This window comes from Flavobacterium araucananum, assembly GCF_002222055.1.
In the GTDB taxonomy this organism is placed as follows: domain Bacteria; phylum Bacteroidota; class Bacteroidia; order Flavobacteriales; family Flavobacteriaceae; genus Flavobacterium; species Flavobacterium araucananum.
On sequence record NZ_MUGS01000030.1, the window covers coordinates 56,150 to 80,905 of the forward strand.

Below are 24,756 nucleotides of genomic sequence, written 5' to 3' on the forward strand. Positions count from 1 at the left end.
AAATTTTAAATTACCTTCTTAATAAGACAAATAGACCTATGTTTATATGTGTTAAAAAAAACAAGCCACAATGAGTACTATCTTAAAAACTTCAAATCTAAATATTGGCTACAAGACCAAAAAAGAAACTGTTACTATTGCCGAGAATCTTAATTTGAACTTGTCTGCGGGTAAACTCATTTCATTAATTGGGGCAAACGGAATTGGAAAATCGACATTGTTGCGCACGATTACAGGAATCCAGGAACCTTTATCAGGAGATGTATTGCTGAATGACAAAAATATAAATAACTATAAACCTCTGGATCTGGCGCAGAATTTAAGTTTGGTTTTAACCGAAAAATTGCCTCCAAGTAATCTGTCTGTTTTTGAATTAGTTGCTTTAGGCCGCCAGCCTTATACAAACTGGATTGGCACTTTGACCCAAACTGATATTGACAAAGTTCACGAAGCCTTGCAATTGACTCAAATCGAACATCTAGCTCAAAAAAAGCACTTCGAAATTAGCGACGGACAATTGCAAAAAGTTCTCATCGCACGAGCATTAGCGCAGGATACTCCGCTTATTATTTTAGATGAGCCTACCACACATTTAGACTTATTGCACAAAGTTTCGTTGTTTAAGTTGCTCAAAAAGCTAACCCAGGAAACCCAAAAGTGTATTTTATTTTCGACACATGATATCGATCTGGCGATTCAGTTAAGCGACGAAATGATTATCATGACGCCGGATCTGGTAGTTCAGGACGAACCGTGCCATTTAATTTCTAAAGGAAGTTTTGCAACATTGTTTAAAGACGAGCATATTGTTTTTGATGCCCAAAAAGGGAAGTTTGTAATTACTTAGGATTAAAAAATATAGTTTTTATTTTGAATTTTCCTGCAAGGTTTTTTTCNNGAAAAAAACCTTGCAGGAAACGGTTTAATAAGATTCAATTCAACAAGAAAACAAATAAACGATTAAACCTTCAACCCAATTTGTCTCTTAGCTTCACCAACCACAAAAGCCACAGAATTGGCGATATTAAAACTTCTAATTAATTTTGACATCGGAATCGTCAGGTGATTTTCAAAACGAGCTAAAACCTCTTTGCTCAAACCAACGCTTTCTTTACCAAAAACCAACCAGTCTCCGTCCTGAAAATTAATTTCAAGATACGATTTTTCGGCATGGGAACTCATCAGGAAAACACGTGACTGATCCGGAATTTGTGCAATCCATTCCTCTATATTTTGATATTCGGTAACGTCAAGATGTACCCAATAATCCAATCCCGAACGTTTCAGGTTTTTATCATTAATCACAAATCCAAACGGATGAATGAGGTGTAACCTACTTTCTGTACCCACACACAATCTTCCAATATTTCCGGTATTATTTGGTATTTCAGGTTCTACGAGAACTACGTTTAGCATTTTTTTTGAGTTATGAGTTATAAGTTATAAGTTATGGGTTTCAAAAATTAGCTAATTTTCAAATGGACTCATTATCTAATTTAAAAAAATCGGAAACTTCAATGACTTCTCCGGCTTTTAAGTTTTGCAAATATACATTTCCTATACGAACACGAACCAATCTTAAAGTAGGAAAACCAACAGCGGCAGTCATTTTTCGAACCTGACGAAACTTTCCTTCATTTACGGTTATCGATGCCCATGAAGTAGGACCGTGACGTTCATCACGGATTTTTTTTGCCCTGGGTCCAAAATCCGGAATTTCGGTAACTATAAAAGCAGCGCAGGGTTTCGTTTTATATTTTCCGCCATCAAAACCAATTTCGACACCTTTTTGCAATTCTTCGATAGCTTCAGGAGTGATATTGCCGTCGACCTGAACATAATATTCCTTATCAACTTTTTTGCTTCGTATTTGTTCGCTAACCTTTCCGTCTGTTGTTAGCAAAAGCAATCCTTCAGAATCCTCGTCAAGTCTGCCAATAGCCATTGTACCGGTGGGAAAATCATGCAACTCTCCCAAAAGTTTTTTCTTTCTTTTTAGTTCATAGATAAATTGGCTCAGATAGCCGTAAGGTTTAAAAAGAATGAAATGGTGGTGCATATTATTAATTTAAAATGCAAAGATAGTTTTGTTTGAGAAGGAATTAAAATATTGCTCAAATAAACCAAAAGCTATGTTAAAGGTCTTATTTTTTTGTATTAGAATTCGTAATATTATGATACTAACATTAAAATATAAGATTATGGGAACTAATAATTTAGGCTCGAAAAAGATAAATGGGGTACAAAAAACCAATGACGAATTAAAAGGTAAAAACGTTTCTCACGATACAGATGAAAACAAATTAGAACTAAAAAAAGAAGTGGTTACGGATAAAAGTGGCGATAAAAAAGTCGTCGACAGAGCCCGAAACGAAAATGAAGTCATAAACGAAGTTCCGGATAAAACTAAATCAGGCAATGCAAATGCAAACCGCGGAGTGAATAGTGAGGAAGAGGCAAAAAAGACTGTAGAAAACAAAGACAGAAACTCTGATATCACGCCCAATCGATACCCTAATTCAAATCCGGAAAGCCATAAAGATCGTGGCAATATGAAATTAGATGATTAATTTATAAAAGACTATCTCCCCTAAGGTAGTCTTTTTTGATGTTTTATTGGTAATTTTAAAACAAAGGTTTATCTTGTTAAAATATTTGTATTGCGTGAATTCGTACAATAGTGTATAATGCCGTAAAGTCAATATATGATTAATGATTGTTTAATTTTTTAATAAATAAATTGACTTTTGTTGTAGGATGTTTATAAAAACACAATACAATAAGTTTATGGTTTCACAATATTCTCTTAACTTTAAAGAGTATAAATTTGATTTCTAAAAACTCTATTTTTTTAACGTATGAAAAACATTTACTCTTTGCGCCATTTTATGGCTTTTTTAAGTTTTTTTTATTGCTGTTCTGCAAATCTTTTTGCCCAGACAATGCCTGCCGCTCAAGCATTGCCCTACACGCAAAATTTTAATGGGTTAGCCGCAGACGCTGTTGCATATCCGGCAGGGTTTCAGGGATGGACAGCTGGTGTATCACCCGGATCTACTTTTCTTACAAGTGCAACTCTGGTTGCAGACCGGGCTTTGATTGCCAGTAGTGCAGCAAATACCACTAGTGGTAATTTTCATAATTATAATGGTAAGATTGGATTTTTAAATACCAATTCGCTTGATTTAACCATAGGCCTGGCCTTTGTAACTACAGGACAAACCGGAGTGCAGGTTAAATTTGATGCAATGACAATTCGTAATCCTTACGATGTACCGCCAGCTACAGCCAACACGCGTATAAATGAAATGGTTTTGCAATACAGAGTAGGAACTGGTTCTCCTTTTATTACTTTATTACCAACTGCTTATACAAATAGCGATGAAAAACAAATAACGGCTATTACTACTCCTCAAAATCTGAAAACGATAAAGGTGACTTTGCCTTCAGATTGTGATAATCAGCCATTAGTACAAATAAGATGGATTTCAAGACAAGTTTCAGGAGGAGGTTCTCGTCCGTCATTTGCTATTGATAATATCGATATCAGAAGTGATAATACAGCACCGATAAGTGCAGTAAGTTATCCTAAAGCAGATAATATTTTATCAGGAAGTTTTGATTTTTCTGATAAGCTGGATGAACCTGGAAAAACATATTATGTTTTATTGCCAGGATCAAGTACAGCACCAACAGCCACTCAGGTAAAAGCAGGAACTGATGCAAATGGGCTTCCGGCTTTACAATCCGGATTTTTAGATGTTGCTACTATTGCTCAGGCATATACCAAAACTTTTTCAGGGTTGTCACTGAATACAACCTATTCTGTTTTTTCTGTTTCTGAGGATCTTTATGGAAACATACAAACAACGCCAGCAAAAGTTGATGCAACCACTTCAAGTGTTGTAGTTCCTTCTTTATCAACAAGCATTTCTGCTTTAGACCTGGGATTTTCGGAGGCAAATTTTAGCTCCGATAATTTTAGCTATCAAATTCAGGGTGCTAATATCGCAACAGATGTAACAGTAGCTGCAACAGGAAACTTTACGGTTTCTAAAGATGGTACTACTTTTGGCGCTTCAATTACATTTGTAGCGGCTGACTTTGCTTTAAACGCTACACCTACAGTTTATGTTCGATTTACTCCAAATGCAACAGGAATTGTTTCAGGACAAATAACTCATGATACCACTGGTGCAGCGACAAAAACAGTTACACTAACCGGAACAGGAATTGATCCTTATGTACAAGGTTTTAATGATGTAAATGTTTTAACAAATAGTGGCTGGACGCAATATAATGTTGCGGGTCCTTTGAATAAATGGATACAAACAACAGTAGCCAGAAATATAAACTCAGGTACCGGAGCAGTTTTGGTAAACGGATATTCGGATACCGGAGCAAGCAAAGACTGGTTGATTTCGCCTAAATTACATTTAGATAACTTAGCCAAATTTGATAAATCGATATTACTTTCATTTTACTCTCGTAAGTTTTATGCAGGAACAGATTTAAAATTAATGGTTTCTACTAATTACGACGGTGTAAGTAATCCTGAAAATGCTACCTGGACAGAATTGCAAGGGAAATTTCCAACGGTAACAGGAACTTATGCACAGTCACAATTTATAGATCTTGGAGCTTACAAAACAAGCCATACCTATCTGGCATGGGTTTATGTAACTACAGCAGGAGGGGCAAGTAATGCTGCCGAATGGTCGTTGGACGATGTAGCGATTACAAACGAAGCCGGTTTTGTAGATGCGAATCCTGTTCTGGATTTTGGGGATGTTAATCCTAACAGTATATCTGCAAGTCAGTCTTTTATTTTTAAGGCAAACGGTTACAATGATATTACAATTACTGCACCATCAGATTTTCAAATATCTTTGGATAACAGTACTTTTCAATCGGGTATTGTGGTTACTGAAGCTGATGCAGCGGCAGGAAAAACGCTTTATGCAAGATTTACGCCTTCTGTAAAAGCATTGAAAATTTCTGGAACTTTGACTGTTGCAGGAACTTCATTAAACAAACAAATTGGAGCCTTTACAGGATCTTCTTTGACTAAAGAAGAAACTTTTGATGTTGTTACTTACAATTTAGAATTTTTTGGTACAGCTGTTAAAGATGCCTCCGGAGTTGAATTTGGTCCAACTGATAATGTATTGCAAGTCAAAAATGTAGCCAAGGTAATGAATAAGCTAAATGCTGACGTTTATGTAGTTCAGGAAGTATCAGACGAGATTTCCCTGAATGATTTGATCACACAAATAAGCATTAACGGAAAAACATTCGATAAAACAATTTCGCCAAGATGGTCTTATTCCTTCAAAGCAGATGATCCTAATTTTCCTCCTCAAAAGTTAGTGGTACTTTATAATACAAAAACGGTAACAGTAAAAAATACACGTGTAATGTTTCAGGATCTAAGCGATCAGATCCAAAACGGAACTACAACTATCCCAGATTATCCGGGTGGAAACAGTAAAAGTTTTTTCTCATCAGGTCGTTTGCCATACATGGTACAAATTGAGACGAATATTGGTGGTGTAAAAAAACTGCTTAATTTAGTAGATCTTCATGCACGCGCTAATAGCGGAAGTGATATATCGAAATACAATATGCGTAAATACGACGCACAAGTATTAAAAGACAGTTTAGATCGTTATTATGCAAACTCTAATTTGATCCTTTTAGGAGATTATAATGATGATGTAAAAGCATCTGTAATTGCACCAAATCCTTCATCGTATAAAATGTTTGTAGATGATACTACAAATTATACAGCCCTTACTTTAGGTATTAGCCAGGCTGGTGCTTTTAGTTATCTGAGTTCAAGCGGATTTTTAGATCATATCACGATCTCTAATGAATTGAATGATGAATACATCCAAAATTCAATAGGAGTTTACGATCCTCGTGCAGACATTTTTGATTATGTCAATACAACATCTGATCACGGACCGGTAATTGCCCGTTTTGAATTTAAAGGAAACTTATCTACAATAGATTACGAGCTTAAAAACGGATACCTTGTAAACGCATATCCTAATCCGGCAAGAGATGTTGTAAATGTTGTGGTAAAAACGAATAGCGACAAGAAATTAAAACTAAAGTTTTATGATGTATCAGGTCATTTAGTAAGCAATCCTGTCGAAATAAATGCCACACAGGACCTAAACACTACAGTTGTTCCTGTGAGTCATTTACAAACCGGAATTTATTTCTATACTTTAACAGAGAATAATAAAGTGGTCTATAAAGGAAAAGTTATAAAAAAATAAGAATAAAGATTAAAATATAAAAGAGGCATCCGCCGCAGTGGATGCCTCTTTTTTTATGTTTAGAATAAAGCTCGAAATTTGATTAAATCTAATTTTGGAGTTATATTAAAGAAATAGTCTAATTGCCATTGCTGTGTTTTCTGCGCTTGTTTGCTGGTTGTTTCATCCCAGGGCGGATAAACTCTGGTGGCTCTTTTGCCTTCTTTAGTTGCTGTTGAGAAAATTCCTTTTTCTAATAAAATGTTTTTCGGAAAAATAAATTGTCCAAATAGCCCCTCTTTCCTAACACTGATAATGACAAAATCTATTGCATCTACAAAATCAAAAGGTTCGATTATTCCGGTTGCATTTCGTTTCCATAATGTTAGAAACTGACCTATTTTTGTGGGCGTTATTTTTGCCTTGCGGTAACAAATGTATTTTTCGTTCAAATAAAAATGGTAAGCATCATAATCTGTACTTTCAGCTTCCGGCTGAGGTTGCGAAGCATTAAAAGGACAACAATCATAAACTAATTCTTTGGCAGATACCAGATCATCAGGCAATGATTTCTGAAAATTCCATGTATTTATAATGGGCATTGGATAAAAGATTCCTTTAAAGTTATTTTTGGTAAAATTACCACAAAAAGAAGCTTAAAAAGAAACGTTCAACCCAAAATTTAATCCCCACTGAAACTGATTAAAAGACTGATTCGTTAATGGATTTATATAATAATTCATGGCAGGCTCTACAAAAACATTTGTTTTTTTATAGATGCGATATTGCAACGTACTACTTAACGTAGAACCATAAATAAAATCGTTGGCATTGATATTCTCTCCCATCGAACTACCGTCTAAAGCCACATTGTTAGAAATTAATTTCCCTACAAAACCGCCTGTATTCAAATAAATACTGGCTTTGTTTCTACTAAAAATAGAATAAGAAACCTCTAAAGGCATTTCTATATAGCGCAAGTTTTGATCTAAATTTCCACGTTGAATGTTGCTGCTTTCGATATCATTTTCTTTTAATGCATTTACAGTAGAACTCGTTACAAAAACATAATCAGAACTCTCTGCAATTCTTGGTGCAGCAGCAGTAGCATTTTGATTAAAATAATCGCTTGAACTAAAAAAAGCATTGTTTTTTGCACTTAAATACGAAACATTTGCAACACTCTGACCCAATTCGTTAATTTTAAAACCAGAAGCAACAGTCCATTTTTTATTGATTTTATATTTGGTTTTTACACCATACGAGTTACTTTGTTTAGAGTCGTTTGTGTTTCCAAAAGTTTTTTCATTTTTATAATTTTCAGAATTGGCTATCCCTGCAAAAACTTCAAGTGCCCATTTTTCGCCTTTAGGCAAAGCTTTGCTTTCCTTTTCTGTTTTCTCTTCCGGAGTTATAATACCTTTTTCTAAATTTTGTAGCTGCGCTAATTGTACAGAATCCTGCTTGCTTAAAACCGCATCAAATTTTAAATTACTGTTAGCATTGCTTACCGTTTGCTTTTCAGCTAATGAGCCCGTATTGTTTTGTTTTGCCTTCGCATCATTAATTACTTTTTGCTTACTGTTCAAACTTGAGTCCGAAAGATTAAAAGCAAGAGTGTTGTTGCTGTTAGAAGCGGCCTGATTTTCAAAAATAGAATTGGCTAATTTATTTTTTGAAGTTGAATGAAACGGATTTGCTTTTCCGGCAACAAAAGTTTTTTCGGCAAGAATTTTATCAGAAGCTTTTTTATCAGCCTTTGCAATTTGATTTTTAGAACCGGAATTAAATAAATTTGCTTGAGCCGAAACCGTTACTTTTTCAGATTCCGTTTTATCCGAAGCTTTTTTATCAGCCTTTGCAATTTGATTTTTAGAACCGGAATTAAATGAATTTGCTTTGGCCGAAACCGTTACTTTTTCAGTTTTCGTTTTATCAGAAGCTTTTTTATCAGCCTTTGCAATTTGATTTTTAGGATCAGTATTTAATAAATTTGCTTGAGCCGAAATCGTTACTTTTTCAGTTTCCGTTTTATCAGAAGCTTTTTTATCAGCCTTTGCAATTTGATTTTTAGGATCAGTATTTAATAAATTTGCTTGAGCCGAAACAGCTATTTTTTCAGTTTCCGTTTTATCCGAAGCTTTTTTATCAGTATTGGCGATTTGATATTGAGAATCTGAATTGAATCCGTTTTTTTGATTGGTAACCTGTGTTTTTTCTGCTACAGCTTCTTCTTTAACGGCTGCTTTTCTTGTGTTTGATTTTGGATTTAAAACAGTACTGTTATCAACGTTTTTATAATCGGTATGAGCAACTGTCGTTTTTTGATTTTGATTTTTTTGATAATTATTTTTTTGATTGCTCTTATTTTCTATAGCGGAAGCTCCTGCAGGATTATCGGATTGTTTTTCAAGAATAATTCCCTCCGTTTTTGCTTCCTGAGTAGAGAGGTTTTGCTTTGCTTTAAAGTCATTTTTGGGTGCATCAAGAACAACAGGATTATTGTCTACAGTACCATTTTTGATAGTTTTGATTGCTGAGTTAGACGTAAAATGTAAAACAGAAGGCAGTAATAAGCCCAATAATAAGCATGCGGCAACAGACCACCAAAGAATAGCTTTTTTCTTCTTTTTAGGCTGATCTAATTTTTTCTCAATTTGACTCCATAATTCAGGAGGCGGAACACTCGAAAAGTTTTCCATTGATGAAAAAATATCTTCTATATCTTGCTTTTTCATGCTGTTTTAAAATTTTTTATACTCAGTATTCTTTTTTGCAAAATCTGCTTGGCTCTGTTTAAATTTGATTTTGATGTTCCTTCTGAAATTTTTAGTAACGCACCAATTTCCTTATGTTTCATTTTTTCGAAGACATACAAGTTAAAAACGGTTCGATATTGGTCCGGTAAATCTCTTATGTATTCTAATAGTTTTTCCTGTTCTATGGGTAATGTATCTAATTCTTCCTCTTCAATAAAATCAGTATCAGGATCAAAAACATCTAAAAAGAAACTCTCTTTTTTCTTTTTATTTAAAGTCTCGATTAGTTTATTGATAAAAATACGCTTTAGCCAGCCTTCAAAACTTCCTTCAAATTTGTATTGACTTATTTTTTGAAACACAATGACAAATGCTTCCTGAAACACATCTTTGGCATCATCTTCATTTTTCATATACTTTAGGCAAATACCATATAAAACAGGAGAGAACAACTGATAGATTTTCAGTTGTCCTTCTCTGTCATTTTTTATGCACAGCCGAATGTATTTTTCTAAATCGTCTTTCAAAAAAGTGGTATTGATTGGTTTTGCAAAAATAGTTTTTATAAGCTTATAAAACTATCTTTTAAAAATAGTACGGGCTGCATCCTGGTTATTGCTTACGATTGTTAGGTTTTGATTGTCAAGGTTTTCTATGATATAAGTCTTGCCTTCAAAAGTAATTAAGTCATGCTCTGACTGGTCAAAAAAACTAATGCCTTTTGCTGTTTGATACGTACTATTTCTGATCTCTACATCATTTTTATACGTAATTACTCTTCCGTTAGGCGTAAAAATGACCTTCTTCGTAAACCCAATAGTTTTAGGGGTTGCGGTATAAGGATTGCTAATTCCGCCAATCGATTTTTCCCAAGTCCATGTGTTTACAAGAGAACCGGAATTCATAGACGTTGATTCCAATGAATAAGCACTGGAAAAAAGACAACATATAATACTAAAAAATACAAAATGCTTTTTCATGGTAGGTTATTTTAAACTTGCAATTTTATCCTGAATGACTTTTTTGAACGCTTTTACTTCAGTACTCTGATCTGCCGTATCGTTGTTATCAATAAATATTTTAGTTACAGTTCCAGCCTGATGAAGTTCAAAATAAATTCCGCCCTGATCTGCAGCATCCGGAGAACCGTAAGTTTTTGTTTGTCCCTTTAAGTTTAAAATTTCTGCAGGCACACTTTTCAAAAACAAAGTATAATCACCTCTTTTAGTAGCGGCAGTATAGCTGTATTGTTTAAAATCATAACCGCCACTTACAACATTTTGAAATTTTAAAATATTGAAATCATTGATCTGATAAAATTTTTGGCAATTAGTAGTGGCACATTTCTTAAAATAGCTTCCTATTATTACGTTATCAGAACTTTCTGTGGTTTTATTAAAAAGAATTGCTTTGCTGGTTTTAGGGATCAAAATAAAATCACTTGGATAACTTGGTCCTGAGACAATAGATTCGCCTGCCTGAGGTCCTTTTTCGTAAAAATTGATTAGAATTTCGCATTTGTTTTCTACGATACTTGTTACTTTTATTTCATAACCATTTGTTGTTTTAAGACCTGCAAAAATACCAACCAGATAATTTTTAGTAAAATCTATAGTGGGATCACTTGCGTTTGGACAGCTGCTTGCGCGTTTTGTAAAGTAAGTTTTCATAGTCTGTTCAGAATTTACTACAAGAGCCGCCGGGTTGACAGGTAAAGTATTGATGTTGTATGAGCATAAAAGTGGAAATCCTGTAAAAGCTAATTCTTCACTGGCTCCGCAATCAACCTTCAAATCATCATTGTTAATTGAGCATGCACTGAATCCAAAAGCTATAAACAAGCTTAACATTAATTTTTTCATGGTAATTTTTTAATAGGTTTATATATGGTAGATGTCCATCTTTTGAAATGGTTGCGTTAAAAAAGTTTTTTTTATTTTTTTAAGCAGGAATAGTTTTCTCCATGTTTGTTAAATTTTAAAAAATAACAATTCGTGAATTTCAATTTTAATAATTTAAGCACTACGTATAATTCCTTACTTTTACTTTAAAAATAAATTTAGTTATGTTTGATTTTCTTCCCTGTTTACTGGCTTTTATAGTGGCTTTATTTTTAGGTGTATACTTGGGTAAATTGCTGTCTTCGGCTAGATTTCAATCAGAAAAAGTGAGTCTGGAAGAACGGTTGAATTCCAATTTAAATCAGTTGCAATTGCAAAAAGAACAATTGGAGAGAGAAAGAAATAGTTTCGAAAAGCAATTGCAATTCACGAATACTGAAAAAGAAAATATCCGAACAGAAAAGGACAGTCTTGCGATTCAGCTGTCAAAAAAAGAAGTAGATTTTGAAAATTTATGGGAACGCCATAAAGAACAAAAAAATGAAATAACAGAGTTGCAGGAAAAATTTACCAAAGAATTTGAAAATTTAGCCAATAAAATTCTTGAAGAAAAATCGGCAAAATTTACAGAACAAAATAGCGAAAACATGAAAAGCATCTTGCTGCCTTTGCAGGATAAAATTCAGGGTTTTGAGCAAAAAGTAGAACAAACTCACAAAGAAAGTATCGATTATCATGCGGCACTTCGCCAGCAAATTGTAGGGTTAAGTGAGATGAATGCTCAAATGAGCAAAGAAACCCTGAATCTTACCAAAGCGCTTAAAGGCGATAGTAAAATGCAGGGAAACTGGGGAGAGCTCGTTCTGGAACGGGTGTTAGAAAAATCAGGTTTAGAGAAAGGACGTGAATACGAGGTGCAACAAAGTTTTACCAATATCGAGGGGAACCGTGTTCTGCCGGATGTGGTAATCAATTTGCCGGATGGTAAAAAAATGATTGTCGACTCTAAAGTTTCTTTAGTAGCATACGAAAGATGGGTGAATGAAGAATCAGAAATTCTTAAAATAGATTTTTTAAGAGAGCATGTCAATTCGATTAAAAGACACGTTGAGCAGCTTGGAAATAAAAATTACCATGATTTATACCAGATAGAAAGCCCGGATTTCGTTTTGCTTTTTATCCCTATAGAACCTGCTTTTGCAATCGCATTAAACCAGGATTCTACATTGTATAATAAAGCATTTGATCGTAATATTGTAATTGTGACACCCACAACTTTATTGGCTACATTGCGAACGATAGACAGCATGTGGACCAATCAGAAACAACAGGAAAATGCTTTTGAAATTGCCAGGCAAGCGGGTGCCTTATATGATAAATTTGAAGGTTTTGTAGCAGATTTACTTCGAATAGGAAACAAAATTAAAGATACTAAAACTGAATATGAAAGTGCCATGAGCAAACTGGTTGAGGGCAGGGGGAATTTGATTTCGAGTGTCGAAAAATTAAAAAAGATGGGAGCAAAGGCAAAGAAGTCACTTCCGGAAAATATTATTGCAAGAGCTTCTAATGAAGACGAAAATCAATCTTTAAACTAAGATTTTATGAAAAAAATTCTAATAATTATTGCAGCAATTTGTGTGTTGGCGTTTACCGTATATTTTGCCTTTATTTATTATATTCCGTATAGCGAAGGATATCGTTCAGGCGAGTTAATCCGGATGAGCCATAAAGGAGTATTAATGAAAACCTGGGAAGGCGAACTAAGCCAGGGAGTTTCAGGATCGCAAATTTTTAGCTTCTCGGTTTTAGACAGTGATAAAAAAGTAATAGAGCAATTGAACGACTTGCAGGGACAATATGTAAAATTGACCTATGTCGAAAGGTACAGAACCTTTAATTGGTGGGGAGATTCCCATTTTTTTATCACCGCTGTTCAGAAAGAAAATTCCCCATTTAAATATAAATAAATAATATGACTACAGATTTTAAACCCGTTTCTTCATCAAAAATCAGCATTTCGGAACTAATGCTTCCATCGCATACTAACTTTAGCGGAAAAATTCACGGAGGATATATTTTGCAGCTATTAGATCAGATTGCTTTTGCATCTGCCTCAAAATTTTCAGGAAATTATTGTGTAACCGCTTCTGTTGATACCGTAAATTTTTTAAAACCTATTGAAGTGGGCGAATTGGTAACCATGAAAGCATCTGTAAATTATGTAGGCAGAAGTTCTATGATTGTGGGGATTCGGGTAGAAGCCGAAAATATTCAGACAGGCGCTGTAAAACATTGTAATTCATCTTATTTTACGATGGTTGCCAAAGACAAAGAAGGAAAAAGTGTTGCTGTTCCCGGACTTATTTTGTCTAGTCTGGAAGAAGTGCGTCGTTTTAGAAAAGGTATTAAACACATTGAGTTAAAAAAAGAAGTCGAAGAACATGAAAAACTAACCAATGTAAACTCTATCGAAGATCTGGCAAGCCTGGATAAGTATAATGTATTATTAGAAATAAACTAATACGTCGAATGAATGTTTCCGGATTAGACCTGAGGACATATCGTTGCTTATCTGTGGGATTAATTTTATCAGAATATTCATAAACGAAAATATCTCGTAGAGATTACATGTTCGTAGAAAAAAAATACGGCGATATCATTTTTGTCCCGTAGGGACAATATTTTCGCCGTAACCGTTTCATCGTAAACATTTTGCATTTTAAAATAAAAAAACATTTCACAAATTTTTAGGACAAATACACAACCGTGCTCCTTAAAATTTCGTAACTTTAAGTACAATGAAATGATTGGATTGCTATTGACTCACGGAGTATTGCCATTCTATTTTTAAACTTATGTTAAGTCCAGTTTTTTTCTCTTCTTAAAATAAAAAAAATCGAATGACATAATTGTTTAATTACTGACGATTATGAAAAGAACTACTTTTTTTATTTTGCTATTTACAGCATATTCTGTTATTGGACAGGATAAATTTTTTACCAATACAGGAACAATTAATTTTGAAGCTTCTGTACCCTTCTTCGAAGAAGTAAAAGCTGTAAACAGACAGGTTTCGATTGTTTTAGAGCCTAAAACAAGTACATTTATTTGTACTGTTATTGTTAGAGATTTTAGTTTTAAACTGGATATGATGCAAGAGCATTTTAACGAAAATTATATGGAAAGCCGACGTTATCCCAAAGCCATTTTTAAAGGAAAGATTGAAAAATTTGATTTAAAGGATATCAATGAAACGGAAAAAGAATATCAAATAACGGGAAAACTTATATTGCGCGGAAAAGCTAAAGAAGTTACAGTAAACGCTTTGATCAAAAAAGTAGGTGACGGAATACAGATTATATCCGATTTTCCTATTTCGGTATCTGATTTTAATATCCATTTTCCAAATGAAATAGCAGCAAAAATTGCAAAAACGGCCAATACTGAACTAATCGGAGTGGTTAGAAGCAGTGACTTAATGTATCTGACGCTTAAATAAAATTAGGGCAGGCAGCTTGCCAATGCGCTTTCGAGCTCATTGAATTCGAATTTAAAACCCATTTTTTCTATTTTTTGAGATGAAATCCTTTGTCCTTCTAAAACAGCAATACTCATTTCGCCTAAAACGATTTTAAGAACAAATGCAGGTGCTTTAGGGAGCCAAATGGAATATCCAAATAAATTTGCCAGTGTTTTTGATAGTATCGCATTTGTGGTATTGTCTGTGATACAGGCATTATAGGGACCATGCATTTGGTCGTCTGTAATTGCTTTAAGATAGATTTTGGATAAATCATCAATATGAATCCAGGGAACATATTGTTTTCCTGTGCCTAATATTGCACCAAAACCAGATTTAAAACTTGGAACAATTTTTTTAAGAAAGCCTTCGCCTTGTCCCAGAACAATTCCGGTTCTTACTTTTACGGTTCGAATCCCGAGCGCATTTATTTTATCGACAGCTTTTTCCCATTCCTGACAAGTTATACCCAGAAAGTCATTGGCAGGAACAGTATCTTCGGTACAAATTTGATCGTTGGTAGAAGCACCATAAATTCCAACTGCCGATGCAGAAACAAAACCATCTAATCTTGTATTGTTTTTTTGTAAAACAGAAAAGATAAGATCGATGGGTTTTACACGGCTCTCAAGAATGTCTTTTTTGCGTTTGTCTGACCATCTTTTTTCAACAATTCCTTCTCCTGCCAGATGAATGATATAAGATGCTTTTGTAATCGCTTCTTCGTCTATATAATTGCGATCCGGATCCCACTTATAATAGGTGATCGATGGAGTGTTTTTTTGATCAGAACGGCTTAAAATCGATACTGAAAAACCATTTGCAAGCAGCAAATCGGTTATGTTTTTGCCTATAAATCCAGTTCCTCCGGTAAGTAAAATATTTTTGGCCATAATAGTTTATAATATATTTAACAGCGTATTCTGTTTAACGATAAGTAAAGATACTTAAACATTGATTACCTTTAAGGCAAAATTTAAATTTTAATAAGATGGCAACTAAAAAGAAGATAATCAGCAAAGAAGACATCGTTTCGCTATATATGGAGGAAGTTCTGGAAAACGGACATAAACCAAAATCAGTTTATCATTTTGCCAAAGAAAATGATTTTACAGAAGCCGAATTTTATGCTTTTTTTGGAACATTAGAAGGTTTAGAAAAAGAAATATTCAGATTGTTTTTAGTCAACACGATTGATTTGTTGCATAGAAACAATGATTATTTAGAGTATGATATGAAAAACAAAATGTTGAGTTTTTATTTTACCTTTTTCGAGATTTTAACCGCAAACAGAAGTTATGTTTTGCAAGCCTTAAAATTGGATAGAAATCCGCTAAAAAATTTAGTGCAGCTTACCACGCTTCGGGATAGTTTTAAAGAATATGTTTCGGAAATCCTTACAGATGATTATCGATTGGAGCAGGAAAAATTTCAGAAATTTCAGGAAAAAGGAATTCAGGAATCTGCGTGGTTGCAATTAATGCTGACGATAAAATTCTGGGTAGATGATGCTTCACCCGCTTTTGAAAAAACAGATATTTTTATCGAAAAATCTGTAAATGCTTCTTTTGAGTTAATGAATGTTGCACCATTAAATCACTTAATAGATTTAGGTAAATTTCTTTTTAAAGAAAAAATATACAGCAAACCATGAAAACAATCGATTATATACCAACATCAAAAATAGAAAGAGCCAGTAAATTGGTCCAAACAGGTGCAAAAGTAGGCGTAAACTACATAAAGCATTATGCCGAAAAAATGGTAAATTCAGACTTAACACGTGATAAACTCAACGAAAACAATGCCGAGGATATTTACGACGGGCTAAAAAGCCTGAAAGGAAGCGCACTAAAAGTGGCTCAAATGTTAAGTATGGATAAAAATTTTCTGCCTCAGGCGTATGTCGAGAAATTTTCTTTATCGCAGTTTTCTGTTCCGCCACTTTCGGCACCATTGGTTTTAAAAACTTTTAAAACTAATTTTGGACAGACTCCTTATGAAATTTTCGATGAATTCAATGCCAATTCAGTAAATGCCGCAAGTATAGGTCAGGTGCATTTGGCAGTTAAAAACGGAAAAAAATTAGCCGTTAAAATTCAATACCCCGGAGTTGCCAATAGTATTTCGTCAGATTTGGCTTTGGTAAAACCTATCGCAATCCGAATGTTTAATCTACAGGGAAAAGACTCAGATAAATATTTTAAGGAAGTTGAAGATAAACTTATCGAAGAAACTAATTATTTGCTTGAATTAAAACAAAGTCAGGAAGTAGTTGAAGCGTGCAGTAAAATCGAAAATTTACTTTTTCCCCACTATTACCCTGAGTTTTCATCAGAGAAAATTATTACGATGGATTGGATGACGGGAATTCACCTTTCTGAGTTTACGGCAAAAAACACAAATAAAGAAATTGGCGATACAATAGGGCAGGCGCTTTGGGATTTCTACATGTATCAAATTCATGTTTTGCGAAAAGTACACGCAGATCCGCATCCCGGAAATTTTCTTGTTGATGATAAAAACCAATTGATCGCTTTAGATTTTGGGTGTATGAAACAAATTCCAGAGGAGTTTTATGTGCCATACTTCGAGTTAATCAACAAAAATGTAATTACAGATAAAGCACTTTTTAATCAAAAATTATTCGAACTGGAAATCCTTCGTCCTGATGATTCGCCAGCAGAAATTGAATATTTTACAGAGATGTTTCATGATTTATTATCCCTTTTTACGAAGCCATTTCAAAACGAAACGTTCGATTTTGCCGATGCGACTTTCTTTGACAGTATAGCCAAACTAGGCGAGCGTTTCTCTAATGATACGAATCTTAAAAAAATGAACGGAAATCGTGGTTCAAAACATTTTATTTATATGAACCGTACGTTCTTTGGTTTGTATAATCTGATGTTTGATCTAAAAGCCAAGATTTTAGTAAGTAATTATTTAAAGTATTAGGAGCTATTTCCTGCACCCGATCCTGAAAAGTCACTAAGTTAAAATTTATAATTTTATGGTTAATAAATTTCTTAAAAAGGTGCAAAATCGCAAAGATTTCTCCTCCGTCATAATGACAAGATTGTGTTTAGTCTTTGGGTTTTTATAAGAGTCTTAATAGGTAACGACTTCGAGAGAGATAGTAATTTCTCTTTTACAAAATAGCAAACCCGACAGGTTTTTAAAACCTGTCGGGTTTGCTTTTAGGAACGGAATCTCTAGTGTGATTTTTCGTTTGAAATGACAAGATTATGTGTAAAAATTTGCTTTAGATTCATCATTTGCCTGGATTAACAAAAATAAGCATGAACCTGCTCAATCTGCCAAATGTGCGTAAAGCAAAATTAAACGTTAGGTAAAACCTAAAAAAAACTATTTCAAAATCCCGGCTTTATAAGTAGCGATTGCACGATCTCTTGCAAAAGCGTGATCGATCATTGGTGGGTTGTAACCCAGATCAAATTCAGGAATCCATTTGCGGATGTAGATTCCTTTTTCGTCAAATTTCTTTTGTTGAATTTCGGGATTAAAAACCCTGAAATAGGGTGCGGCATCACAACCTGTTCCTGCTGCCCATTGCCAGTTTCCTACGTTGGCGGCTAATTCAAAATCTAATAATTTCTGGGCAAAATAAGCTTCTCCCCATTGCCAGTTAATGAGTAAATGTTTGCATAAAAAACTGGCGACCACCATACGAACACGATTGTGCATATAACCGGTCTCGTTAAGCTGGCGCATTCCGGCATCGACCATTGGGTAACCTGTAGTTCCGGAGCACCAGCGTTTAAAATCGTCTTCGTTATTGCGCCATTCAATACCATCATAAGCTGGTTTGAAATTGTGATTGACCACTTTAGGAAAGCTAAACAGTATCTGAATAAAAAATTCTCTCCAGATTAATTCGCTCAAAAAGGTTTGATTTTTTTTGTTTGCCCAATTCACTAATTTACGGATACTAACAGTTCCAAAACGTAAATGTGGCGATAGATACGATGTACTGTCAAGAGCAGGGAAATCTCTTGTTTCTTTATAATTACCAATTTGAGTCAGGTTATGCGGAATAACTTTTATAGCGCTTCTTTCAAAACCAATTTGAGCTAATTCCGGAAAGTTGAATTGGATTTTAGCAAAATTAGAAAACAAAGGTTTGGTGTCATATTCTAAAACGTTTCCTGAAAGATGGTATTTTTCGAGCCATTTGTTTTTGTATGGCGTATAAATAGTGTAAGGAAGACCATCTGCTTTTGTGATTTCTTTTTCTTCAAAAATAACATGATCTTTAAAAGAAAGTACTTCAATATTATTTTGTTGCAGCAATGCAGTAACAGCCAAATCACGTTTTATGGCATAAGGTTCATAGTCTTTATTAAAGAAAACGTGCTGAATGTCAAACTCTTCAACAAGTGTTTTCCAAACCTCAAAAGTTTTTCCTTTTTTGATTAAAAGAGCAGAATCAATTGCGAGAAGTTGTTTGTTTATTTCTTGAAGCGAATCGTAAATAAAACTAACCCGGGCATCGTTTTCAGGAAGATTTTCCAGAATATCTTCATCAAAAATAAATAGCGGAATTACAGGAAAATCAGATTGCAAGGCATTGAATAATCCAATATTATCATCTAGACGCAAATCACGTCTAAACCAGAAAAAGGTAGCTTTTTGTTTTGTCATTATATTAAATTCCGTTTTGCGGGTATTTTTTATGCCACAGATTTATAAGTTAAGATTTTTTGTTTCACGCAGATTTTGCAGATTTAATTGGATTTTACTTGTTGATTATAATTGAAATAAATCTGCGTCTGTCTGCTTAAATCTGTGAAATCTGCGTGAAAAAATTATTTTGAATTGAATACTTCTTCGATTTTATGGTGACGATATTCGAAAATTGATTTCAGCTTATTGCTGACCATTATTGTGTTTGCGAGTTGACCTAAGTAACCAAACGGCAAAGCATAATGTACAACGTCTGTCATTTTTGTACCGGTATCTGTTGGTTCAAAAAAGTGTTTGTGATGCCATAATGCATAGGGACCAAAACGTTGTTCGTCGACAAAATAGTGATTCTCTTCAGAAACTGTTATGATGGTCATCCAATTGATTTTAATCCCTAAAAGTGGTTTCAAAGTATAGGTGATTACTTGCCCGGGATACATCCGTTTGCCATCAAAGTCCTGAATAACGAAACTCATATCATCAGGTGTTATCTTTTGCAGGTTTTGCGGACTCGAAAAAAAATCCCAACATTCTTCGATACTGGCGTTTATATGTTGTACGGTTTCTAATTTGTATACTTTCATAAAATCGATTATTATGATGGTTCTTGAAATACATTTGCGTTAGGGGTTGTAGTGGAGCTCTTTTTGTGCAGGCTTTTTTGCCTGACTCAAAAAAGCGGGAACGGAAGACCCGACCCGCTTTTTCTGCGGGTAACGTGCAAATTATGCTACATTTTATAATATTTAAAGGGAACGAATAACATCCCAAAACATTCTCCATGTTCTTTTCCTAAATGCTTGTGGTGTATTTTATGTGCTTTGCGTAAACCTACTAAATATTTGTTTTTGGTGTTTTTAAACCATTTAAAACGTTGGTGAATCAAGACATCGTGAATTAAAAAATAACACATGCCATAAGTCGTTACTCCGCAGGCAATGAAAAATAAATAATTGAATCCGCCCTGAACGCCAAAATAAAAAAGAGTAATACTTGGAATCGCAAAAATGACAAAGAATATGTCGTTGCGCTCAAAAGTATGTTCGTATTTAGGTTGGTGATGATCTGCATGAAAATACCACATAAGCCCGTGCATAATATACCTGTGTGTAAGCCAGGTAACACATTCCATAAAGAGAAAAACGCCTAAAAAGATTAAAAAAGAAATCATTTTGTATATTTTGAATTGTTAAAAAGGAACTCTGAATTTTATTGCGAATATTATTTTAACGCATAGTGACATAGTTTTTGTTAGCTCTTAAAAAAAGGCGTTTCACTTATTGAAATGCACATAGCTATGTAAAAATGATTGGTCATTTTATTTCGACTTTTATTCAAACGAGAAATTTTTTGTTTCTATGTGATAGAAATTAATTCTAGACTAATTTTAATTTGTAAGTTACAAAAGATTGCGCCAAAAGTCCTGCTTTGGTATAATTAGACACTCTGATTCTGGAACTTCCAATTTCGTAATAAGGCGTATTTTTTAATTTTTTGAGCAGCTTTTTGTAATAGATAAATGCGGTGTAAACTCCAAATTGTGCTTCTATTGGCAATTTTACAATTCCTTGGTAAGCGATTCTAAAATCTTCTTCGATTTCGTTGATAATGGTGGTTTTGGCATTTTCATCAAATGAGTTTAGATCAACTCCGGGAAAATAATTTCGGTTTAAAACCAAATTATCGTCTTTTAAGTCTCTCAGAAAATTTACCTTCTGAAAAGCAGATCCTAACCGCATGGCTTCATTTTTGAGTTGCTCGTATTTTTGATTGTTTCCTTTTACAAAAACTTTCAGGCACATTAAACCTACTACATCGGCAGAACCGTATATATAATCCTCATACTCTGTTTGTGTATTGTATGTTGATTTGATGAGGTCTAGTTTCATACTTTTTAAAAAAGCCTGAACAAGATCATCTGTTATGTTGTATTGTTGCACAGTATGCTGGAAAGCGTTAAGAATAGGGTTTAGGCTTATACCAAATTCAATGGCTTTATAATATTCTTTTTCGAAATCATTGATGAGATTTTCTTTGTCGTACTCCTGAAATGAATCGACGATTTCGTCAGCAAAACGAACGAATCCATAAATGCTGTAAATCGCTTCGCGTATGCTTGGTGAAAGCATTTTGACCGCTAACGAAAATGAGGTGCTGTAGTTTTGGGTGACCAACTTGCTACATTTGAAAGAAACGGTGTCGAATAGTGCTTTCATTTTTTTTAAGATCTAAAAGATTTTTGAATTAACCCGGCTACTAGTTTTCCTGAAATTAAAGCAGGCGGAACACCTGGTCCAGGAACAGTTAATTGCCCTGTGAAATATAAATTCCTGACTTTTTTACTTTTTAGTTTTGGTCTTAAAAAAGCCGTTTGCAATAATGTATTTGCCATTCCGTAAGCATTTCCTTTGTATGCATTATAGTCTGTTACAAAGTCATTCTTGCAAAATGATCTTTTAAAGATAATATTATTTTTAATTTTTTGCTGTGTCAATTGCTCAAAACGTGTAATGATTTTTTTAAAATATTCTTCTCTAAGTGTCTCACTGTCATTTATTCCAGGTGCTAAAGGGATAAGGAAAAATCCGCTTTCCATTCCTTCAGGAGCTGCTGTTTGATCTGTTTTTGACGGAAAGTTTGCGTAAAACAAAGGTGCGTCCGGCCACTTTGGTTTGTCATAAATGTCAGCAGCATGTTGGTTAAAATCAACATCAAAAAATAAAGCGTGATGTGCAATGTTGTCTATTTTTTTGTCAAACCCAACAAAGAATAAAAGCGATGAGGGGGCAAAAACCCGGCTTTCCCAATAGTTTTCACTATAAACCCGATGTTGTTGATCTAATAAGGTTTCGGTATGATGATAATCGGCACCACTAAGGATAATGTCTGCCGGAATTCTTTTTCCGTTTATGACAATTGCAGTAGCAGTTTTGTTCTCTACTATTATTTTTTCGATTGCAGAATTAGTTTCTATAGTAACACCAAGTTCAAGAGCCAGTTTTTCGATTCCGCGAACCACATCAAACATGCCGGTTTTGGGATGCCAGGTTCCCAAGCCAAAATCGGCATAATTCATAAAATTATAGAAAGAAGGTGTTTTCGTAGGTTTTGCGCCAAGAAATAAAACCGGAAATTCAAGAATCTGGATTAATCTTTCGTTTTTAAATTTTTTACGAATATCAGCACTTACAGTACTAAAAAACTGATCGAGTTTTAAAGTAGTTTCGAGCGTAATTAATTCAAGAGGAGAAATTCCGGGGCGATAGACCAAATCTTTAATAGCAATGTCATAATTGCTTTTGGCTTGCTTGATAAAAGTTTCGAGTTTTTGACCACTTCCTTTTTCAATGGTTTCAAAAGTGGTTTTTATTTCTTCAAGATTATCATAAATAGAGATAAAATCATCAACTCCAAAATAAACCCTGTACGCAGGATTTAATTTTATGAGCTCGTAATAATCATTTGTTTTTTTGTCGAAATCCTGAAAGAAACGTTCAAAAACATCCGGCATCCAGTACCAGCTTGGTCCCATGTCGAACGTAAAACCGTCTTTTTTAAACTGTCTTGCCCGTCCGCCAATAGTATCGTTTTTTTCATAAATAGTGACCATGTTCCCTTGTTGTGCAAGGTAACATGAAGCTGCTAATGCCGAGAAGCCTGATCCTATAATTGCTATTGTTTTCTTCATTTGTTTAACAAATGTACAAAAACTTTAAACAAAATATATTACAGCATGCTAATTGTTTCTTCCATAGAGTCGAAAGTTCGTATTCTTTCTGATAGAATTTTTGGGTCAATGTGTTCGACCATATTTCCCATTAGCCAAATTTCGTTGTTTTTTTGAAGTAATTTTTGTCCCATTGTTTTCACGTATTGATTGATAACACTGCGATCCGGCTGGACCGTCATAAAGGAAACGAAGGTAATATTCTCGAAATGTTTGGTTAAATCCTGTAAGTTTTCTATTGGCATACTTTCGCCAAGATAGATGGTTTTGTACCCATGCGATAAAATTTCGTATTGCAGGTACAAGAGCCCTATTTGATGAATTTCGTTTAGTGGCAATGAAAGCACAAAAATTCTATCGGTTTTACTGGGTTTTAATATTTGAAGGCTTTCTGTATAAATTAATATTTTTTGTTTGATCAAATGACTCATAAAATGTTCATTTGCAGGAGTTATAGTTTCAGATTGCCACAACAATCCTAATTCTTTTAATAAAGGGAGAAAATGGTCTTTGAAAACTTCCTTGAACGATTTTTCAGAAATAAGCCAATCAAAAGTATTGAAGAAAATTTCCTGATCAAAATTCATCATTGCCATTTTGAATGAAGTTATAGCGTAATTCTGAGAATTTTTCTTCGAAATAATTTCCCGAACTAATTGTGGAATTTTTTCTTCTGTGTAAGTGGCAATTTTAGATATTTTATAACCGTATTCGTGTAATAAAGTAATGTTTAAAAGCTTTTGTAAATTTTGCAAATTATAGAGTCTGATGTTCGTATCAGTACGCATAGGCTCTAGGATGTTGTATCTTTTTTCCCAGATACGAATGGTGTGCGCTTTTATTCCTGATAAGTTTTCGAGATCTTTAATGCTGAAAACAGTCTTAATATTGTTTATCATTACGGGCTATTTGGTGAACAAAAATAGGATAAAATATGAAAATAGATTTAAAATTGGATTAAAATGATGGAATGCTAGAGGTTTACTAATTCGTATTGGTTTAATTTGTCGAGATGCAAGATCGTTTTTGTACCATTTTTACTTCTGTTATACATGGTTTCGAATTTTGCCCCATAGACAATTTCGCTAAAAGTATAAGAGGTTCTGGCGGCTACTGTATTACTGTACATCGTATCAAAAGTGGTTACAAACACCAATATCTCACCGTGCAATTTTTTGAAATCTTCCTGGGTAAAATTGTACAAAGGACTATTTTCTGTAATAGGATGTACCAATGTCCAGCTTAACGAAAGGGCATTGATTTTATCCAATTCAAGTTCTAAGCTGTAAAATTTATTGGTTTGTATGCCATTTTCTTCCAGGCTTAGTGCCAATGTAATTTTTGCGGTGGCATCTGTAAAATTGGTATTTTTAAAGGGTACCAGACGTATCATTAGGGCTTTGTGTTCTCCGTAAGATGAGATTAGGGCATTATTTGCAAACTTTAAAAAAGCGGTTGGTTTACTAAATCTCCCAAAAAATAAACCGGTTGCAATGGCAAAACTTAATAAACCAATCAAAGCCTCGGCGGCTGACAAAGCACTGGTCAAAAATCCGGTTGGACTAATGTGCCCGTAACCTACAGTTGTAAAAGTTTGTGCACTAAAAAAATAAGCCTGACCAAATTGCGTCAAGATACTTTGCGATTGTTCGATTCCGTCCAGATGTTCAATCCCGATTGCATAATAAATAATGGCAAAAATAAAGTTGATAACAATATAAAAAATAAACAAAATAGACATAAATTTCCAGTTAGGCATGTCGATCATAGTGTGGTACCAACTAATACGGCGAAACAAATGCATACCTCGCTTTTCGATATTTGGGGTTCCGTCTTTGTTTACGAATCTCCCGCCATAACTATTTGCATTAACACCAAAACCTGAGTTTTTATCAGTTTGCGCTTTGTGATTTATTTTTTTTAGAAGTGCCATTAA

The 24,756-nt window shown here is 34.1% G+C and carries 24 protein-coding genes; 9 read left to right on the forward strand and 15 right to left on the reverse strand.

Annotated elements, in window-relative coordinates; translation table 11 throughout:
- The first annotated feature begins 70 nt into the window (after window positions 1–70).
- On the forward strand, window positions 71–847 hold the full coding sequence (locus tag B0A64_RS14900; RefSeq protein ID WP_089480306.1) for an ABC transporter ATP-binding protein: 777 nt from the start codon (window positions 71–73) through the stop codon (window positions 845–847).
- A gap of 113 nt (window positions 848–960) precedes the next feature.
- Here the strand turns inward: B0A64_RS14900 and B0A64_RS14905 are convergent, their stop codons facing one another.
- Window positions 961–1,416, reverse strand: coding sequence for a tRNA (cytidine(34)-2'-O)-methyltransferase (locus tag B0A64_RS14905; protein WP_089480307.1), 456 nt, complete (start codon window positions 1,414–1,416; stop codon window positions 961–963).
- 58 nt (window positions 1,417–1,474) lie between these two features.
- Window positions 1,475–2,059, reverse strand: a complete 585-nt coding sequence (locus B0A64_RS14910; protein ID WP_089480308.1) for a pseudouridine synthase — start codon at window positions 2,057–2,059, stop codon at window positions 1,475–1,477.
- Window positions 2,060–2,201: 142 nt separating this feature from the next.
- Here B0A64_RS14910 and B0A64_RS14915 point away from each other — a divergent pair, with 142 nt between their 5' ends.
- Window positions 2,202–2,570 carry a hypothetical protein gene (locus B0A64_RS14915; protein WP_089480363.1) on the forward strand — a complete coding sequence of 123 codons (369 nt, stop codon included), beginning with the start codon at window positions 2,202–2,204 and terminating at the stop codon, window positions 2,568–2,570.
- A 288-nt stretch (window positions 2,571–2,858) separates the two neighbouring features.
- On the forward strand, window positions 2,859–6,287 hold the full coding sequence (locus B0A64_RS14920) for a T9SS-dependent choice-of-anchor J family protein (RefSeq protein ID WP_089480309.1): 3,429 nt from the start codon (window positions 2,859–2,861) through the stop codon (window positions 6,285–6,287).
- Window positions 6,288–6,346: 59 nt separating this feature from the next.
- Here the strand turns inward: B0A64_RS14920 and B0A64_RS14925 are convergent, their stop codons facing one another.
- The 5 genes from B0A64_RS14925 to B0A64_RS14945 are packed head-to-tail and all read right to left on the reverse strand — an operon-like array spanning window position 6,347 to window position 10,887.
- Entirely contained in the window at window positions 6,347–6,868 is a 522-nt protein-coding gene (locus tag B0A64_RS14925) for a MepB family protein (RefSeq protein ID WP_089480310.1), read from the reverse strand.
- Window positions 6,869–6,922: 54 nt separating this feature from the next.
- Window positions 6,923–9,004, reverse strand: coding sequence for a hypothetical protein (locus tag B0A64_RS14930; protein ID WP_089480311.1), 2,082 nt, complete (start codon window positions 9,002–9,004; stop codon window positions 6,923–6,925).
- On the reverse strand, window positions 9,001–9,552 hold the full coding sequence (locus B0A64_RS14935; RefSeq protein ID WP_089480312.1) for an RNA polymerase sigma factor: 552 nt from the start codon (window positions 9,550–9,552) through the stop codon (window positions 9,001–9,003). The genes B0A64_RS14930 and B0A64_RS14935 overlap by 4 nt, the downstream gene beginning before the upstream one ends.
- Before the next feature lie 51 nt (window positions 9,553–9,603).
- Complete coding sequence (locus B0A64_RS14940; RefSeq protein ID WP_089480313.1) at window positions 9,604–10,005, reverse strand: hypothetical protein; 402 nt, start codon at window positions 10,003–10,005, stop codon at window positions 9,604–9,606.
- A gap of 6 nt (window positions 10,006–10,011) precedes the next feature.
- On the reverse strand, window positions 10,012–10,887 hold the full coding sequence (locus tag B0A64_RS14945; protein WP_089480314.1) for a protease complex subunit PrcB family protein: 876 nt from the start codon (window positions 10,885–10,887) through the stop codon (window positions 10,012–10,014).
- A gap of 203 nt (window positions 10,888–11,090) precedes the next feature.
- Here B0A64_RS14945 and rmuC point away from each other — a divergent pair, with 203 nt between their 5' ends.
- From rmuC to B0A64_RS14965, 4 genes are all read left to right on the forward strand, one after another.
- Window positions 11,091–12,464: a DNA recombination protein RmuC gene (gene rmuC / locus B0A64_RS14950; RefSeq protein WP_089480315.1), complete on the forward strand. Its 1,374-nt coding sequence runs from the start codon at window positions 11,091–11,093 to the stop codon at window positions 12,462–12,464.
- Window positions 12,465–12,470: 6 nt separating this feature from the next.
- Entirely contained in the window at window positions 12,471–12,836 is a 366-nt protein-coding gene (locus B0A64_RS14955; protein WP_089480316.1) for a 6-phosphogluconate dehydrogenase, read from the forward strand.
- A gap of 5 nt (window positions 12,837–12,841) precedes the next feature.
- Complete coding sequence (locus B0A64_RS14960) at window positions 12,842–13,390, forward strand: acyl-CoA thioesterase (protein ID WP_089480317.1); 549 nt, start codon at window positions 12,842–12,844, stop codon at window positions 13,388–13,390.
- Between the two features lie 408 nt (window positions 13,391–13,798).
- On the forward strand, window positions 13,799–14,368 hold the full coding sequence (locus B0A64_RS14965) for a YceI family protein (RefSeq protein ID WP_089480318.1): 570 nt from the start codon (window positions 13,799–13,801) through the stop codon (window positions 14,366–14,368).
- Between the two features lie 2 nt (window positions 14,369–14,370).
- Here B0A64_RS14965 and B0A64_RS14970 read toward each other — a convergent pair whose 3' ends face one another.
- A complete protein-coding gene (locus tag B0A64_RS14970; protein WP_089480319.1) occupies window positions 14,371–15,282 on the reverse strand; it encodes a TIGR01777 family oxidoreductase in 912 nt (303 codons plus the stop codon).
- 98 nt (window positions 15,283–15,380) lie between these two features.
- Here B0A64_RS14970 and B0A64_RS14975 point away from each other — a divergent pair, with 98 nt between their 5' ends.
- Both B0A64_RS14975 and B0A64_RS14980 read left to right on the forward strand, forming a co-directional pair.
- The gene (locus tag B0A64_RS14975; protein ID WP_089480320.1) at window positions 15,381–16,043 is read left to right on the forward strand and encodes a TetR family transcriptional regulator C-terminal domain-containing protein; all 663 of its coding nucleotides are present in this window, start codon (window positions 15,381–15,383) and stop codon (window positions 16,041–16,043) included.
- Complete coding sequence (locus B0A64_RS14980) at window positions 16,040–17,344, forward strand: ABC1 kinase family protein (protein ID WP_089480321.1); 1,305 nt, start codon at window positions 16,040–16,042, stop codon at window positions 17,342–17,344. Before B0A64_RS14975 ends, B0A64_RS14980 begins: the two co-directional genes overlap by 4 nt.
- Window positions 17,345–17,755: 411 nt before the next feature.
- On the opposite strand, the gene B0A64_RS14985 is transcribed toward B0A64_RS14980, so the two are convergent.
- From B0A64_RS14985 to B0A64_RS15015, 7 genes are all read right to left on the reverse strand, one after another.
- Window positions 17,756–19,051 (reverse strand): cryptochrome/photolyase family protein, encoded by a 1,296-nt coding sequence (locus B0A64_RS14985; protein ID WP_089480322.1) that lies wholly within the window; start codon window positions 19,049–19,051, stop codon window positions 17,756–17,758.
- A 164-nt stretch (window positions 19,052–19,215) separates the two neighbouring features.
- Entirely contained in the window at window positions 19,216–19,677 is a 462-nt protein-coding gene (locus tag B0A64_RS14990; protein WP_089480323.1) for an SRPBCC family protein, read from the reverse strand.
- Between the two features lie 146 nt (window positions 19,678–19,823).
- Complete coding sequence (locus B0A64_RS14995; RefSeq protein WP_089480324.1) at window positions 19,824–20,264, reverse strand: sterol desaturase family protein; 441 nt, start codon at window positions 20,262–20,264, stop codon at window positions 19,824–19,826.
- Window positions 20,265–20,469: 205 nt separating this feature from the next.
- Entirely contained in the window at window positions 20,470–21,309 is an 840-nt protein-coding gene (locus B0A64_RS15000) for a phytoene/squalene synthase family protein (protein WP_089480325.1), read from the reverse strand.
- A gap of 5 nt (window positions 21,310–21,314) precedes the next feature.
- On the reverse strand, window positions 21,315–22,781 hold the full coding sequence (locus B0A64_RS15005) for a phytoene desaturase family protein (protein WP_089480326.1): 1,467 nt from the start codon (window positions 22,779–22,781) through the stop codon (window positions 21,315–21,317).
- A gap of 38 nt (window positions 22,782–22,819) precedes the next feature.
- Window positions 22,820–23,719: a MerR family transcriptional regulator gene (locus B0A64_RS15010; RefSeq protein ID WP_089480327.1), complete on the reverse strand. Its 900-nt coding sequence runs from the start codon at window positions 23,717–23,719 to the stop codon at window positions 22,820–22,822.
- 74 nt (window positions 23,720–23,793) lie between these two features.
- Entirely contained in the window at window positions 23,794–24,753 is a 960-nt protein-coding gene (locus B0A64_RS15015; protein WP_089480328.1) for an ion channel, read from the reverse strand.
- Between the last annotated feature and the right edge of the window lie 3 nt (window positions 24,754–24,756).

Bases quoted from the DNA above. Each gene is read 5' to 3' on its own strand.
- B0A64_RS14970 (WP_089480319.1), bottom strand. From the start codon at position 15,282: ATGGCCAAAAATATTTTACTTACCGGAGGAACTGGATTTATAGGCAAA.
- B0A64_RS15005 (WP_089480326.1), bottom strand. From the start codon at position 22,781: ATGAAGAAAACAATAGCAATTATAGGATCAGGCTTCTCGGCATTAGCA.
- B0A64_RS14930 (WP_089480311.1), bottom strand. From the start codon at position 9,004: ATGAAAAAGCAAGATATAGAAGATATTTTTTCATCAATGGAAAACTTT.
- B0A64_RS14960 (WP_089480317.1), top strand. From the start codon at position 12,842: ATGACTACAGATTTTAAACCCGTTTCTTCATCAAAAATCAGCATTTCG.
- B0A64_RS14940 (WP_089480313.1), bottom strand. From the start codon at position 10,005: ATGAAAAAGCATTTTGTATTTTTTAGTATTATATGTTGTCTTTTTTCC.
- B0A64_RS14905 (WP_089480307.1), bottom strand. From the start codon at position 1,416: ATGCTAAACGTAGTTCTCGTAGAACCTGAAATACCAAATAATACCGGA.
- B0A64_RS14990 (WP_089480323.1), bottom strand. From the start codon at position 19,677: ATGAAAGTATACAAATTAGAAACCGTACAACATATAAACGCCAGTATC.
- rmuC (WP_089480315.1), top strand. From the start codon at position 11,091: ATGTTTGATTTTCTTCCCTGTTTACTGGCTTTTATAGTGGCTTTATTT.
- B0A64_RS14980 (WP_089480321.1), top strand. From the start codon at position 16,040: ATGAAAACAATCGATTATATACCAACATCAAAAATAGAAAGAGCCAGT.
- B0A64_RS14955 (WP_089480316.1), top strand. From the start codon at position 12,471: ATGAAAAAAATTCTAATAATTATTGCAGCAATTTGTGTGTTGGCGTTT.
- B0A64_RS14975 (WP_089480320.1), top strand. From the start codon at position 15,381: ATGGCAACTAAAAAGAAGATAATCAGCAAAGAAGACATCGTTTCGCTA.
- B0A64_RS14995 (WP_089480324.1), bottom strand. From the start codon at position 20,264: ATGATTTCTTTTTTAATCTTTTTAGGCGTTTTTCTCTTTATGGAATGT.
- B0A64_RS15000 (WP_089480325.1), bottom strand. From the start codon at position 21,309: ATGAAAGCACTATTCGACACCGTTTCTTTCAAATGTAGCAAGTTGGTC.
- B0A64_RS14965 (WP_089480318.1), top strand. From the start codon at position 13,799: ATGAAAAGAACTACTTTTTTTATTTTGCTATTTACAGCATATTCTGTT.
- B0A64_RS15015 (WP_089480328.1), bottom strand. From the start codon at position 24,753: ATGGCACTTCTAAAAAAAATAAATCACAAAGCGCAAACTGATAAAAAC.
- B0A64_RS14945 (WP_089480314.1), bottom strand. From the start codon at position 10,887: ATGAAAAAATTAATGTTAAGCTTGTTTATAGCTTTTGGATTCAGTGCA.
- B0A64_RS14910 (WP_089480308.1), bottom strand. From the start codon at position 2,059: ATGCACCACCATTTCATTCTTTTTAAACCTTACGGCTATCTGAGCCAA.
- B0A64_RS14915 (WP_089480363.1), top strand. From the start codon at position 2,202: ATGGGAACTAATAATTTAGGCTCGAAAAAGATAAATGGGGTACAAAAA.
- B0A64_RS15010 (WP_089480327.1), bottom strand. From the start codon at position 23,719: ATGATAAACAATATTAAGACTGTTTTCAGCATTAAAGATCTCGAAAAC.
- B0A64_RS14925 (WP_089480310.1), bottom strand. From the start codon at position 6,868: ATGCCCATTATAAATACATGGAATTTTCAGAAATCATTGCCTGATGAT.
- B0A64_RS14900 (WP_089480306.1), top strand. From the start codon at position 71: ATGAGTACTATCTTAAAAACTTCAAATCTAAATATTGGCTACAAGACC.
- B0A64_RS14920 (WP_089480309.1), top strand. From the start codon at position 2,859: ATGAAAAACATTTACTCTTTGCGCCATTTTATGGCTTTTTTAAGTTTT.
- B0A64_RS14985 (WP_089480322.1), bottom strand. From the start codon at position 19,051: ATGACAAAACAAAAAGCTACCTTTTTCTGGTTTAGACGTGATTTGCGT.